We start from the raw sequence: 12970 nt of genomic DNA on the forward strand, positions 1-12970 counted from the left end.
ACCGTCTATCTTGCCGAAACACTGTCGGCAGCCCCGCGGAATGCGACTATGAAACAACCAACCACTGTGCTTGCCGCCTAACTGAATGTAGTTGATTGACGGCCGTACCCGACCCCGATCCCTCAATACGGCCACCATCAGAAACAGGATCTTGAGGGCGACATATGGAAGCGGCTACTCGTCCCGCAATGCGCGGGACAAATATCGGATCCCGAATGTGGCAGCCACGACGACTCCGCGCTTTGCTGTTGCTGTACGACGCGGCCGCCTGGTGCGCCGGATTCATATTCGCCGCGTGGATCGGAGATGAATTCGGGCTCCCATCCGCCGGGTTCGGCCCGACGCTCGGCGCCGCCGGCGTCGCGACCGCCGGCTACGCCCTCGTGGCGCGGCTCCGACCGGTGCCGGCCGGGCGGCTCACGATCGGCAGCCGGCTCGAGCTCGAGACGCTGACCACCACGGTCGCGCTCACCACGACGCTCCTGCTGGCGGGGTTGTCCCTGCTGGGTAACCGACCGCTGACGCCGGCCGCGCCGGTCATCGCCGGGGGCGTCGCGCTGGCGCTCATCCTCGCGGCGCGCGTCGGTTACCGGCTGCGGCGGCCGCCGACGGCCGGCGCGCCGTACCCCGACCACTGCGCCGCGGCGCGCGGGCGCATCCGGGCGCCCGCGCCGGACGGCCGCACCGACGCCGGCCGCGCCGACGCCGGCACCGACGCCGGGCGTCCCCGGCTCATCCGCGCCGCCGAGCTGCCACGGACCGCACTCACCGACACGTACCGGCCCGCCCCCACGGTGGCGCCGCTCATCGCGCCGACCTCGGCACTGACGCGGCGGCTGCGCGACCGGATCGCGGCGCCGGACGCCGTGCTGCCGCGCCGCCGCGGACTGCCGATCGGCGACCCGCAGCCCGCGCCGCCGCCGGAACGGTCCCGGCGCGAGCGCCCCGCCGCTACCGTTCCGCCGGCCTCGCCGCGGCGGTCGCGGACCCCCACCGGCGGGCGCAAGAATCCGGACGCGCGGCTGCCCGGCCAGGGCCGACGGCCCGACATCGCGACGCCCTGGGGCCGCAACGGTCGCACCGGCGTGACGCCCTTCGTGCCGAACCTGACCACGTACCGCACCGCGGTGGCCGAGCTGCTCGCACGGGTCGCCCCGCACTCGTTCACCGCGCACCGCGACCGGATCGAGACGATCATCGTCGAGCGACTCGCCGAGCCGTCCCTGGCCGGGGTGCTCGCCGCGACCCCCGCCGGAGTCGCCGAGACGACCGGCGAGCTGCTGCGCGAACTCGACGCCCAGCACCGGACCCGGGGCGCGGCCCTCGACGTCGTCGCGCTGATCCGGATCTACCTGCTGTCGCGGATCGACGCGATGTGGTGGGGCGAGACGTGCCCGTACGTCACGGACGCCGACGTGCTGGGCTCGGACGAGCTCGTCGACCTCGATCCGCTGCGGCGGCGCAAGCTGCTGCGGTTCCGGTACCGGCGGCAGGCCCAGACGCTGCTGACCCGGGTCACCCGGGCCGCCGAGCGCCGGGTGTGGACCGCACGGGCGCCCCGCACCGCCGGGCTGCTCTTCACCCGGGCCCGGCCCGAGGCCGTGGCGCTGCTCAACCGGCTCTCCCGCGACTTCGCCCGGATCTGCCCGCCCGGCACCCCACCGCTCTGGGTCACCAGCCTCACCCGCAGCATCGAACACCAGCACCGCTTGCGCGCGCTGGGGTACGCCGCGATGCTGCCCAGCTCGCACTGCGTCGGCTACGGCATGGACATCGAGATGTCGTGGTTCCGGCGGTTCGACGCGCACCGGGCGCTGGAGGTGGTGCTGCTGGAGCACCAGGGCCGGGGCGGAATCAACGTGATCGACGAAGGACAGGTGTGGCACGTGTGCGTCAGCCCCACCGCGGTGCCGGAGCTGCGCGCCGAGTTCGGGGCGCTCGGCGGTGACGTCTGATGTGCGGCATCGCCCTGGTCGTCGGCGCCCGCGCCGACGCGGCGATCTTCGCCCGGATGCTGGCCCGGTTGGCGCCGCGCGGCGACGTGGAGGAGTCGGTGCTGGAGCACGGGCTGCTCGCCGGCACGCAGCGGCTGCGGATCGTGGACCGGGAGCGCGCGGTGCAGCCGTGGCTCTCCCCCGACGGTCGGTGGCTGCTCTGCTACAACGGCGAGGTCTTCAACCACGCCGAGCTCCGGGCCGACATGGTGGCCGTGGGGCGCCGGATGCGCAGCGTCAGCGACACCGAGATCGTGATGGAGGCGTTCCTGCGCTGGGGCATGGACGCGGTGAAGCGCCTGCGCGGGGAGTTCGCGTTCGCGATCGTGGAGCGCCCCACCGGCCGGGTATACCTCGCGCGCGACCCGCTCGGCGTCAAGCCGCTCTACTGGGCGTACCGCGACGGCTGCCTGCACGTGGCCTCGGAGGTCAAGGCGCTGGTGCCGGTCGGCGCGCGCATCAACGAGGTGGGTCCCGGGCAGCACGGCTGGGCGGAACCGGAGGCGGAGCCGCGGCTGACGCCCTACCTCGACCTGCTGCGCATCGGCGCCGACCAGACCCCGATCGACGATCCGGACGAAGCGGTGAAGCTGGTGCGCTCCACGCTGCACGACAGCATCCGGGTACGGGTCGACACCGACCTGACCGTCGGCGTGGTGCTCTCCGGCGGGCTGGACAGCTCGGTGACGCTGCTCCACGTCCACCAGCTGCACCCGGAGTGCGTGGCGTTCACCGTCGGCACGCCCCAGAGCGAGGACCTGGCGTACGCGCGCCGGCTCACCGCCGACCTCGGGGTGCCGCACGAGGTGATCGAGCTGCGCCCCGGCGACATCGGCCTCGCCGAGATCCGCACCGCGATCCGGATGGCGGAGCTCACCGAGTACGGCGACATCATCAACGCGGTCGTCTCGGTGCCGCTGTTCCGGCGCGTGCACGAGCTGGGCGTGAAGGTGGTGCTGACCGGCGACGGCTCGGACGAGCTGTTCGGCGGCTACCGGATGTACGACGACGCCGGCGCGGACCGGGCGCGGAGGCTGTTCCTGCACAAGATCAGCAATCTGTGCCGGACGGAGCTGCAGCGCGTGGACCGGACCAGCATGGGCCACGGCGTCGAGGCGCGGGTGCCGTTCCTGGACCCGGCCCTGGTCGAGCTGGCGATGCGGATGCCGCTGGCGTTGAAGGTGCGCGACGGGCAGGAGAAGTGGATCGTGCGGGAGGCCTTCGCCGACCTGCTGCCGGACTACATCCGGCAGCGGCCGAAGAGCCCGATGTCGTACTCCACGGGACTGCACGATCGCGCACGGCTGTACAAGCCGCTCTTCGCCCGGCTGCACCGGTCGTTCGGGTACGACCTGCTCGAACCGGTGCGCCGGGACTTCGACTCGGTGCTCACGGCGTGCGGCAACGACCTGGACAGCGCGATCGCGGAGAACAGGCGTCGCCAGGACTACACCCCGCTGGAACACGCACACGACCTGGTCGGGGCCGCGCGCTGGAATCTCGTCGCCGGCCTGCGTCGGCTGACGGGGCGTCGCTCCCGCACCCACCCGGAACAGTGAATGCGAACGCCACATATGTGAAACCGACAGACGGCGACGCCCGACCACAATGCGGGTCGACCTGCTCCTTCACAGGGCCGATGTGCCCTGTCCATTCAGCGGAGAAAGGTGGGTTCGGCGACGCCGCCACGGAGCCCACCTCTATGCTGCGAGAGGTTCATAAACAGTTATCTTCGCATCGCCCGCGGAAAGAACGCGGAATGCATTCCACGACGGGGCGACGATTCCGGCGATCGGGTGCGCTTTCGCATGTCCGCGTCAAGGGGTTGACATGAAAATTCCCGACCCATTGAGTACGGAGATTGTCGCCGTGCTCGCCGCACTGGTGATTCCCGCGTTGCTCGTCGAGCCCGCGCGCCGACTCGCGCTGCGGCACGGTCTGGTCGAGCGCCCGGCCCGGCACCGGGTCTTCACCCAGAAGCGGTTCGTGCCCCGGCTGGGCGGCGTGGTCGTTGCCGCGGCCGCGCTGGCGCCGGCGGTGACCGTCACCGGCCGGCTCGACGTACGCCTGACGACGCTGTTGGCCGGCGCGGCCACGGTCAGCCTGCTCGGGCTGTTGCGCGATCTGCGGCGGATCCGTCTGCCGATCGGGGCGGCGACGCACGCGACGATGGCGTTCGCCGTCGCGGTCGGCGACGTGCGACTGCGGCTCATCGAGCCCAGCTGGCTCGACCTCGTGATCACCATGCTCTGGGTGGTCGGGATCGCCAACGCGTTCCGAGTGCTCGACAGCACCGACGGGGTGCTGCCGACCGTGACGTGCGCGACCGCGGTGCCGCTCGCGGCGTCCGCGTTCGTGATCGACCAGACCGAACTGGCGCTGCTGCTGCTCTGCCTCGCCGCCGCGTGCGCCGGCTTCCTTCTGCACAACGCGCCGCCGGCCCGGATCACGATGGGTGACAGCGGCGCGCTCTGCGCCGGCTTCTTTCTCGCCGTCAGCGCCGCGATCGTCCACTCCGGACACGGTTCCTTCGTCGGGCTGCCGATCCTGATGCTGATCACCTCGGTGGTGGCGGTCGACGCCGTGGTGGTCGCGGTGGCCGGCCGCGACCGGGGCTGGGTCGAGGACGGCCCCGGCCGCCCCACCCGACTCGGCTTCGCCCTCGGGCCGAACCTGCTGCTGGTGCTGCTGGTGCTCAGCACGGCGGGCGGCGGGCTGCTGGCGGTCCTGGTCGCCGGCGGCGTGCTGCCCGCCGCGGGCACCGTGGCCGGCGCGCTGCTGGTCGGCACGACCCTGATCGTCCTGTTGTTGCAGAAGCCGGCGCCGGCGCCGCCACCGCAGCTGCCGCGCATCGCCGAGCGCCACGTGGTGGCGCCCGCCCGCACGCTGGTCAAGGAAGGAGCGCAGCGGTGAGCAGTCAGCACAGCGCCGCGGCGACGACCCGGAGCAACCGCGGTCGCGGCCACAGCACGGTGCGGGAACGGCGCGCTCTCGGCGCGATCTGGCGGGGGCTGCGTCGCGTCGGCCTGGTGGGACTCGTCGTCGTGATCAGCGCGAGCATCGGGACGGCGGCGACCGCGTACCTGGTCGGCGCGCGACTGAACACCGGGATCGGCCGGATCGGCGGGGCCTTCGCCGGGATCGACCCCGGCAGCCGGCCGGCCACCGATCCGGCGGCCGCCAGGGGCGAGACGATCCTGGCGGTCGGCTCCGACCTGCGCTCGTCGGGACAGAGCACCGGCCTCGACGCCACCGACGACCGGTCCGGCCCGGCCGACCAGCGGACCGATGTGATCATGCTGATCCGGCTCGATCGCCTGCACCGCTCGGCCAGCGTCGTCTCCATCCCGCGCGACTCGTGGGTCAACGTCCCCGACCACGGCATGATGAAGATCAACGCTGCGTACCCGCTGGGCGGTCCGCCCCTGTTGGTGCGCACCGTGGAGGAGCTGACCCGGGTCCGGGTGGACCACTTCATGATCATCGACTTCGCGGGGTTCCGGGCGATCGTCGACGCGTTGGGCGGGATCGACGTCCAGGTCGCCGCCGGTGGGGAAACCGGGGATCCAGCGCTGCGCCCCGGCGCCAACCATCTCGACGGCAACGCCGCGCTCGCGTACGTCCGGGAACGCTCCAGCCTGCCCGAGGGCGACCTCGACCGGATCCGGCGCCAGCAGAACCTGTTGCGCGCCGTCTTCACCGGCATCGCCGGAACCGATCCGGCCCGCGACCCGATGCGCGTCTACCGACTGCTCGACGCGACGACCCGCGCGGTCACCGTGGACGACTCGTTCCGCCCCGAGCAGCTGCGCGAACTGGCGTTCGAGGCGGCGGGGCTGGGACCGCAACGTCTGTGGTTCCTCACCGCGCCGCTGGCCGGCACCGGCTGGGAGGACGGCCAGAGCGTCGTGCACCTGGACACCCCGCGCGGCGCGGCGCTGTGGCAGGCGCTGCGCACCGACGCCATGACCGACTATGTCGCCGCCCACCAGCAGGACCTGCTGCCCACGGCGCCGCGCTGACCACGCCACCGGCACGACGACCTGACCGCCTTCCCGACGTTCTGGAGCGCTTGACGTGAGCCCTGTCGACGACCGCCACCCCGCGCGCCCACCCCGGGCCGAGACCGCCGCTCCCGCGCCGCGCGGGCGCCCCCCGGCCGCGCACCGGCGCGCGGCGGCCACCGGTGGGACCCGACCGGATCTCCGGTGGGAAGGGTCGACGTGCGGATCGCGGTGATCGCGCGACCCGGGATGTGGATCGTCGGCCAGGCCGAGGAGCTGCGCCGACGCGGGCACGAGGTGACCGTGGTGCTGACACCGGCCCCGGCGCTGGCCCCGACCGGGCTGGCCGAAGCGCTGCGGGCGCGGCGCTTCGAGGTGCGCGAGGCGCCGCTGCCGCCCCGGCTGCGCCCGACGCCGGCGACCCTGCGCGGGCTGCGGCGGCTGCGCCGACTGATCCGCGAACTACGCGCCGACGCCGTCTACTACCACCCGTACGCGGCCGCGGTGGCCGCCCGACTCGGCACGCTCGGCCTGCCCGTGCGGCGCGTGCACCGGGTCACCGCGGAGGCGCCACACCTGGACTCCGGCCGGGCCCGCCGGCTGGAACGGCTGTTGTGGCGCCTGGACGACGTGACGATCTGCTGCACCGCGCATGTCTCGGAGCACTACCGCCGCCTCGGCTGCCCCGCCGAGCGCCGCCCCGTCGCGTACGCCGGCACCAACCTCGCGCGGTTCCGGCCCGCCTGGGCCCCCCGCGACCGGTACGCGGGCTCGCCGGCGCGCGCCGAGGCGCGGGCGAAGGCGCGCGCGGAGATCGGGGTCGACGAGCACTGTTTCCTCGCCGTCATGGTCGGCTTCGTCTATCCGCCCCGCCGCTCGCGTTACCGCGGACGCGACATCAAGGGCTACGACGTGCTGCTCGAGGCGTGGCGCACCTTCCACGCGGGCGCGCCGCGGTCGCATCTGGTGCTCGTCGGCGGCGGCGTCGGCGAGGCGGGCGAGACGCACCGCCAGGGGCTCATGGCGCGGTTCGGCATCACCGACGACCCCGGCGTCGGCGTCACCTGGGTCGACTCCACCCCGGACGTGCGGCCGTACTACCGCGCCGCCGACCTGAACGTCAGCCCGTGCCGCAACGCCGGGGGCAGCGCGGCGGTCCTCGAGGCGAGCGCGATGGCGCTGCCCAGCATCGTCAGCGACGCCGGTGGGCTGCCGGAGTCGCTGGACGAGGAGGCGGGCTGGGTGGTGCCGTGCGGCGATCCCGCGGCGCTGGCCGGGGCGCTCGAGGCGGCGTACCGGGAGTTCGCGGGCGATCGACTGGCGGCCCGCGGCGACCACGCACGCCGCCGGGCGATCCGGCTGTTCGACGACCGGGTCGCCGCGATGCGGGTCGTGGACATCATCGAACGGACCGTGATCGGGGTGGCCCAGCGCTGACCGCGGCGCGCCCGGCCGGACGGGCGCGTCAGGACACGGTGCGGGCGGCCCGCTGGCGCACCGCGGACGACTCCGCGCAGAACCACTCCACGGTGGCGCGCAGCCCGTCGGTGAGCGCCGTCTCGGTCAGCTTCGGGAAGAGCGTGTGCAGCAGCCGGGTGTCGGCGGTGGAGTGCCGGATGTCGCCGACCCGGGGCGCGGCCAGGTGCCGCTCGATCGGGCGGCCCAGGATCGACTCCAGCGCCCCCACCACGGTGTGCAGGTCGGTGCAGGTGCCGAAGGCCAGGTTCACCGGCTGCGGGTGGTGCACGCGACGACGCAGCGCGTCGAGCAGCACCGCGCACGCGTCGTCCACGTACGTGAAGTCGCGGGTCTGGCGCCCGTCGCCGTGGAAGACCACGGGGTTGCCGTCGAGGGCGGCACGCACGAACCGCGGGATCGCCGCCGCGTACGGATGGTCGTCGCGCTGGCCCGGCCCGTAGATGTTGAAGAACCGGAACGCCAGGGTCGGCATCCCGTAGGACGCCTGGTAGGCCAGCGCGTACGCCTCGGTGGCGAGCTTGCTCGCCGCGTACGGGGTCAGCGGGCCGGCCCAGGTGAGCTCGGTCGAGGGCAGCGGCGGGTTCGCGCCGTAGACCGCGGAGGACGAGGCGACGACCACGTGCCCGATCCCCTGTTCCCGGGCCGCCTCCAACACCCGCACCGTGCCGGTGGCGTTCACCGCGTGCGCGGTGAACGGGTCGCGGACCGAGTGCGGCACGCTGGCCACGGCGGCCAGGTGCAGCACGGCGTCCCGGCCGGTCATCGCGCGCCGCAGCGCGCCCTCGTCGAGGATCGACCCGACGACGAGGTCCACGTCGAGTCCGTCCAGATTCGACCGCAGCCCGGTGGAGAGGTCGTCGATGACGCGCACGTCGCTGAAGAACGGATTCGCCAGCGCGACGCGCGCCAGGTTCGCCCCGATGAATCCGGCCCCGCCGGTGATGAGAATCCGCATGGTGTGTCGAATGTCCTTTGAGCGCTCATGACATGGCGAGCCGCGCGGCGCCATGGCGGGGTACGGCATGCCCGAAAACAGCGTCGGCCGGCATCTGAATCAACGACGCGGACATTCGTCCGGTCACGCCGGGAAATCGGCGCATGGAAAACGTGAAACACAGGGCCCCATCGAATTCGCCGGGATAGGCATTGAGTACCTGACGACAGGGCCGCCGCGGCACGCCAAGGGCAGCCGAACACGCCGCACCAGGAGATATCGATGCCGTTGATTTCATCTGCCGCGGCCAGCCGCGGCGATTCACGACCCAATGCTCGGCGACCTACGGCGGGGCTGCTGGTCGGTGACGCAGCGGCCTGGATCGGCGGTTTCGTGGTCGCGGTCTGGACACGATTCGAATTCGATTTCACCGGAGCACACCTCGCGCGTGCCGTCGGAGTCGGACTGATCGCCGCGATCGTGCACGCCGCGCTCGACACGGCGCGTCGGCGCTGTCTCGGGCGTTACCCGTGCGGCAGTTTCGAGCAGCTGCGCGCGCTCGCCGGCACCACCGCCGTCGCCGGGGCGCTCGTGCTCGTCGCCGACCTGGCGGCGCGGCCCCGGCCGGTGCCCCCCGGGGCGCCCGCCGTCGGGGCCGCCCTGGCGTTCCTCGTGATGATCGCGCTCCGCGCGGCGTGCCGGCGCCGGCACGAGCGGTCGCTGCGCCCGGACGCCGCCACCGCCCGACCCGTGCTGCTGTTCGGGGTCGGTGCGGCCGGACAGGGCGTGCTGCGCGCGATGGTCAGCGACCCGCGGGGCGGCTACCGCCCCGTCGGCCTGCTCGACGACGATCCGGCGACGCGGCGGCTGCGCCTGGAGGGCGTACGGGTGCTCGGCGGGCGGCGCGATGTTCCGGCCGCGATCGCGCGGACCGGCGCGGTCGGCGTGCTCTTCCCCGCCGCCCACGCCGACCCGGACCTGATCCGCGAGGTCCGGGACGCGGCCCTCGGCGCCGGCGCGACGTTCGCGGTACTGCCCCCCGTGCGCGAGTTGGTCCGGGCCGGTGTCACCCGGGCCCGGGACGCGGAGATCGCCGAGCTGCTCGGCAGCGAGCGCGAGGGGTCCGACGCCGACGGTGCGCCGGCGGGTGGCCGGGTGCCGGGCGACGGCCAGCAACGCGGGCTCCCGGACCGGATCCGGGTGGCGCCCGATCACCCCGGTCAGTCCCGCCGTGCCGCCGGCACCCCGCTCCGGCAACGCGCCGCGCCACGCCCGGCCGCCGACCCGCGCTGAGCGTCGGGCCCGTCCGACGACGGCGATCACGCCGCGTCGCCGGTCATCTGGTCGATGTCGTGGTGCCACACGACCACTCCGAGCGCCGCGTACTTGGCGGCGTACATCGCCAGGTCGGCCCGGCCGAGCAGGCTGTCCGGCTGGGTGGCGTGCAGCGGGTGCACGGCGATGCCCATGCTGGCGCGCAGCCGCACCCGCTCCCCCGCCACCAGCAGCGGCTCCGTCAGGCGACGCTGCATCCGCTCGGCCACCTCGCGCGCGCCCGCGATGTCGCTGGCCGGCAGCAGCACCGCGAACTCGTCGCCGCCGAGCCGCGCCACCGTGTCGGCGGCGCGCGCCTGGCCGCGTAGCCGGTCGGCGAGCTCCATCAGCACCCGATCGCCCGCCTGGTGGCCCAGCGTGTCGTTGACCTCCTTGAAGCCGTCGAGGTCGACGGCGATCAACGCCACCGGCGCGCCGCTGCGGTTGCCCGCCAGCAGCGCCTGATCGAGGCGGTCGTAGAGCATGGTCCGGTTGGGCAGCCCGGTCAGCGCGTCGTGCAGCGCGAGATGCCGGTTGGCCGCCGCCTGCCGCCGCAGCCGTTCGGTCATCACCGCCACGCCGGCCAGCAGCCCGGCCAGCAGGATCAGCCCGCCGGCGAGGAACACGTACAGGCGGCGTACCTCCGCGTTCACCTTCCGTTCGATCGGCGCGTACGGCAGGTAGAGCTCGAACGCGCCGCGCGGCGCGGCGTCGCCGGCGAAGCGCACCGGGACGTAGACCTCGACCACCGCGCCGTAGTCGCGCTCGCTCGCCTGCTCGGCCTCCTCCAGCCGCGACAGCAGCTCCGAGTGGGTGTGGCCGGCCAGCGCGCGGGCCAGCCCCGGCGAGCGGTCGAAGCGGCGGCCGACCAGGGCGGGGTCGTCGGAGTAGACGACCACACCGTCGGCGTTCCAGACCTTCACCCGGGCCACCTCGCCACCCAGGAACCCACTGTCCCGCACGGAGCGGTCCAGCCGCGCGTAGCGCCCGGGGTCGAGCCCCCGCGCGAAGTCGGCGGGCTCCAGGTGCGGTTGCAGGCCGAGCCGCGTCACCAGCTCGCCGATCCGCCGGCCGTCGTCGACCGCGCCATCGCGAACGATGTCCCGCAACTGCTGGCCGAGCACGATCCCGAGGCCGAACACAGGCAGCACGGCGATGAGCATCAGCCGCGCGAGGAAGCCCGCTCTGCCGCGTATCGCCGTCACACCGCCCCGATCGGCCGCGCGCCGCCGCGGCTGAGGAGACCGCCGTCAGTGATCGCGGTCACGCGGACTGACGCGACGGCCCACCCCGGACGCGGAAACCGCGGTCGCGTCCGACCCCCGCGACGTGGTGGCCGCCGCCCCTTCCGTCCATCCGGCCGCCGCCGCGCGCCGTTGGCCGCCGCGAACCCACCGATCGACGCGCGTCGTCGCGCGCTGGGCGCAGCGCGGGTGCCGGGCCGGCGCGGGAACGGCCATGATCGATGGGTCGGCGAGGAGAGCGTGAGCGGGGAGGCGACATGGCAGAGATCGGAAGACGGGGCCGCCGGGCGTGGGCGCTCGCCGCCGCGGCGGCGTTGGTCGTCGCGCTCGGCGCGCCCGGCCCCGCGCGGGCGGCCGGGCCGGCCTGGCCCGGGCAGGTGACGCTGACGGAGTCGGCGCTGCAGGGCGTGCACGGCACCGCGCCGGACGCGACCGTGCGCAACGTGCTGACCGCGACCGTGGCCGGACACGACCTGCGGGTACGGCTGTCGAACCCGTTCGGCGCGACGCCGCTGGCGGTCCGCGCGGTCTCGGTCGGTCGGCAACGGGCCGCCGGTGATCCCGCGCTGTGGCCCGGCTCGGTGCGGGCGGCGACCTTCCGCGGCGCGCATCGGGTCACGATCGCTCCGGGCGGCAGTGTGTGGAGCGATCCGGTGCGCATCGCGGTCCGCGCCGGCGACGCGGTGGCGGTCAGCGTGTACGCCCCCGGCGCCCCGGTCAACGACCACACCTTCCCGCCGCCGGAGACGAAGACCCCCGGCTCGTTCCTGTCCGGCGCGGGCGACGCCACCGGCGACGTGGGCGGGGCGGCGTACGGGGAGTTCCGGCCCGGCACGCTGTGGTGGGTGGACGCGATCGCGGCGGACTCCCTGGCGCGGGGCACCATCGTGGCGCTCGGCGACTCGATCACCGACGGGTACGGCGCGGTCGGCGGCGGCCCGCGGTGGACCGACGTGCTCGCCGAGCGGATCAACGCGCTTCCGCCGTGGCGTCAGCTCTCGGTCGCGAACGCCGGGATCAGCGGCAACACCGTCAGCGTCCAGCCCAACCCGTACGACCCGACCAACCAGTGCTGCGGGCCGCCCGCGCCGCTGCGGCTGGAGCGTGACGTGCTCTCGCTGCCCGGTGTGCGGTACGTGGTGCTGCTGGAGGGGACGAACGACATCGGCGGCGGCGCGTACGCCCCGCCGGCGCCCGCGGAGCAGGTGATCGGGGCGATGCGGCAGATCGCCGACCGGGTGCACGCGGCCGGCAAGAAGATCGTCGGTGCGACGATCCTGCCGATGTGCAACGCGGCGGGTAGCGCGAAGGAAGAGACCCGGCTCGCGGTCAACCGGTGGATCCGCACCTCGGGGACGTTCGACGCGGTCCTCGACTTCGACGCGGTGCTGCGCGACCCGGCGGACCCGACCGTCATGCGCGCGGCGTGGCGCGACGACTGCTACCACCCCAACGCCGCCGGCGACCGCGTCCTGGGCGACTCCATCCCGCTACGGGTCTTCGGCCTCACCCGCTGACCCTGCCTCGATCTTGCAGTTGTGGCCGTCCCATAGCGCCGTGAATTGGGGCATAAGGCAGGCCACAACTGCAAGATCGACGGGGTTGGGCTGCTGCGCGCGGACTGGGGGTCAGTCGGTTTCGGGTTGTTGGTAGGTCTGGGGGCCGTGGTACGGCTCGGCGAGCGCGTAGGCCCCGACCACCCGGTCGCCGTTGGTGCGCAGCGTCAGGATCGTGCCACCGTCGTCCACGTCCGCGGTGAAGTCGTCGGTGACCCGGCCGTCGACCACGACCTCGATCTTCCCGCGGACCTCGACCTTCTTCGCGGTCATACCAGTCCCCTCCGTCGTCGAACCTGCCCACCACGTGTACCCGTCTATTGCCCAACGCGTCAGCCGGTTTTCGGTTTCCGCGCGCGTCGTCCGAAATGTTCGTTTCGGCGGAAAACGCACCGACGACCAAGCGGACCATGAGGTGAGCGATCTCCGGCGCCTCACCGACGGC

10 protein-coding genes are annotated in these 12970 nt (G+C 73.7%); 7 read left to right on the forward strand and 3 right to left on the reverse strand.

Going from position 1 to position 12970, the window contains the following annotated elements:
• Positions 1–242: 242 nt before the first annotated feature.
• From BLW47_RS25630 to BLW47_RS14790, 5 genes are all read left to right on the forward strand, one after another.
• Positions 243–1955, forward strand: coding sequence for a DUF5715 family protein (locus tag BLW47_RS25630; RefSeq protein WP_245736645.1), 1713 nt, complete (start codon positions 243–245; stop codon positions 1953–1955).
• Positions 1955–3553 (forward strand): asparagine synthetase B family protein, encoded by a 1599-nt coding sequence (locus tag BLW47_RS14775; protein ID WP_091556644.1) that lies wholly within the window; start codon positions 1955–1957, stop codon positions 3551–3553. The genes BLW47_RS25630 and BLW47_RS14775 overlap by 1 nt, the downstream gene beginning before the upstream one ends.
• A gap of 289 nt (positions 3554–3842) precedes the next feature.
• Complete coding sequence (locus BLW47_RS14780) at positions 3843–4907, forward strand: MraY family glycosyltransferase (RefSeq protein WP_139307301.1); 1065 nt, start codon at positions 3843–3845, stop codon at positions 4905–4907.
• On the forward strand, positions 4904–6016 hold the full coding sequence (locus BLW47_RS14785) for an LCP family protein (protein WP_091556647.1): 1113 nt from the start codon (positions 4904–4906) through the stop codon (positions 6014–6016). Before BLW47_RS14780 ends, BLW47_RS14785 begins: the two co-directional genes overlap by 4 nt.
• A gap of 186 nt (positions 6017–6202) precedes the next feature.
• A complete protein-coding gene (locus BLW47_RS14790) occupies positions 6203–7435 on the forward strand; it encodes a glycosyltransferase family 4 protein (RefSeq protein WP_245736646.1) in 1233 nt (410 codons plus the stop codon).
• A gap of 28 nt (positions 7436–7463) precedes the next feature.
• Here BLW47_RS14790 and BLW47_RS14795 read toward each other — a convergent pair whose 3' ends face one another.
• Positions 7464–8432, reverse strand: coding sequence for an NAD-dependent epimerase/dehydratase family protein (locus tag BLW47_RS14795; protein ID WP_091556649.1), 969 nt, complete (start codon positions 8430–8432; stop codon positions 7464–7466).
• 261 nt (positions 8433–8693) lie between these two features.
• On the opposite strand from BLW47_RS14795, the gene BLW47_RS14800 reads away from it, so the two are divergent.
• The gene (locus tag BLW47_RS14800; protein WP_139307302.1) at positions 8694–9704 is read left to right on the forward strand and encodes a nucleoside-diphosphate sugar epimerase/dehydratase; all 1011 of its coding nucleotides are present in this window, start codon (positions 8694–8696) and stop codon (positions 9702–9704) included.
• Positions 9705–9730: 26 nt separating this feature from the next.
• Here BLW47_RS14800 and BLW47_RS14805 read toward each other — a convergent pair whose 3' ends face one another.
• Positions 9731–10876: a GGDEF domain-containing protein gene (locus tag BLW47_RS14805; RefSeq protein ID WP_175543635.1), complete on the reverse strand. Its 1146-nt coding sequence runs from the start codon at positions 10874–10876 to the stop codon at positions 9731–9733.
• A gap of 350 nt (positions 10877–11226) precedes the next feature.
• Here BLW47_RS14805 and BLW47_RS14810 point away from each other — a divergent pair, with 350 nt between their 5' ends.
• Complete coding sequence (locus BLW47_RS14810) at positions 11227–12486, forward strand: GDSL-type esterase/lipase family protein (RefSeq protein ID WP_091556654.1); 1260 nt, start codon at positions 11227–11229, stop codon at positions 12484–12486.
• A 111-nt stretch (positions 12487–12597) separates the two neighbouring features.
• Here BLW47_RS14810 and BLW47_RS14815 read toward each other — a convergent pair whose 3' ends face one another.
• Positions 12598–12798 carry a hypothetical protein gene (locus BLW47_RS14815; protein WP_091556657.1) on the reverse strand — a complete coding sequence of 67 codons (201 nt, stop codon included), beginning with the start codon at positions 12796–12798 and terminating at the stop codon, positions 12598–12600.
• Positions 12799–12970 lie beyond the last annotated feature (172 nt).

The organism is Micromonospora pattaloongensis, assembly GCF_900107255.1.
Lineage (GTDB): Bacteria > Actinomycetota > Actinomycetes > Mycobacteriales > Micromonosporaceae > Micromonospora_I > Micromonospora_I pattaloongensis.

Excerpts from the sequence above, each read along its gene's own strand:
- BLW47_RS14775 (WP_091556644.1), top strand. The coding sequence starts at position 1,955 with ATGTGCGGCATCGCCCTGGTCGTCGGCGCCCGCGCCGACGCGGCGATC.
- BLW47_RS14795 (WP_091556649.1), bottom strand. The coding sequence starts at position 8,432 with ATGCGGATTCTCATCACCGGCGGGGCCGGATTCATCGGGGCGAACCTG.
- BLW47_RS14800 (WP_139307302.1), top strand. The coding sequence starts at position 8,694 with ATGCCGTTGATTTCATCTGCCGCGGCCAGCCGCGGCGATTCACGACCC.
- BLW47_RS14810 (WP_091556654.1), top strand. The coding sequence starts at position 11,227 with ATGGCAGAGATCGGAAGACGGGGCCGCCGGGCGTGGGCGCTCGCCGCC.
- BLW47_RS14815 (WP_091556657.1), bottom strand. The coding sequence starts at position 12,798 with ATGACCGCGAAGAAGGTCGAGGTCCGCGGGAAGATCGAGGTCGTGGTC.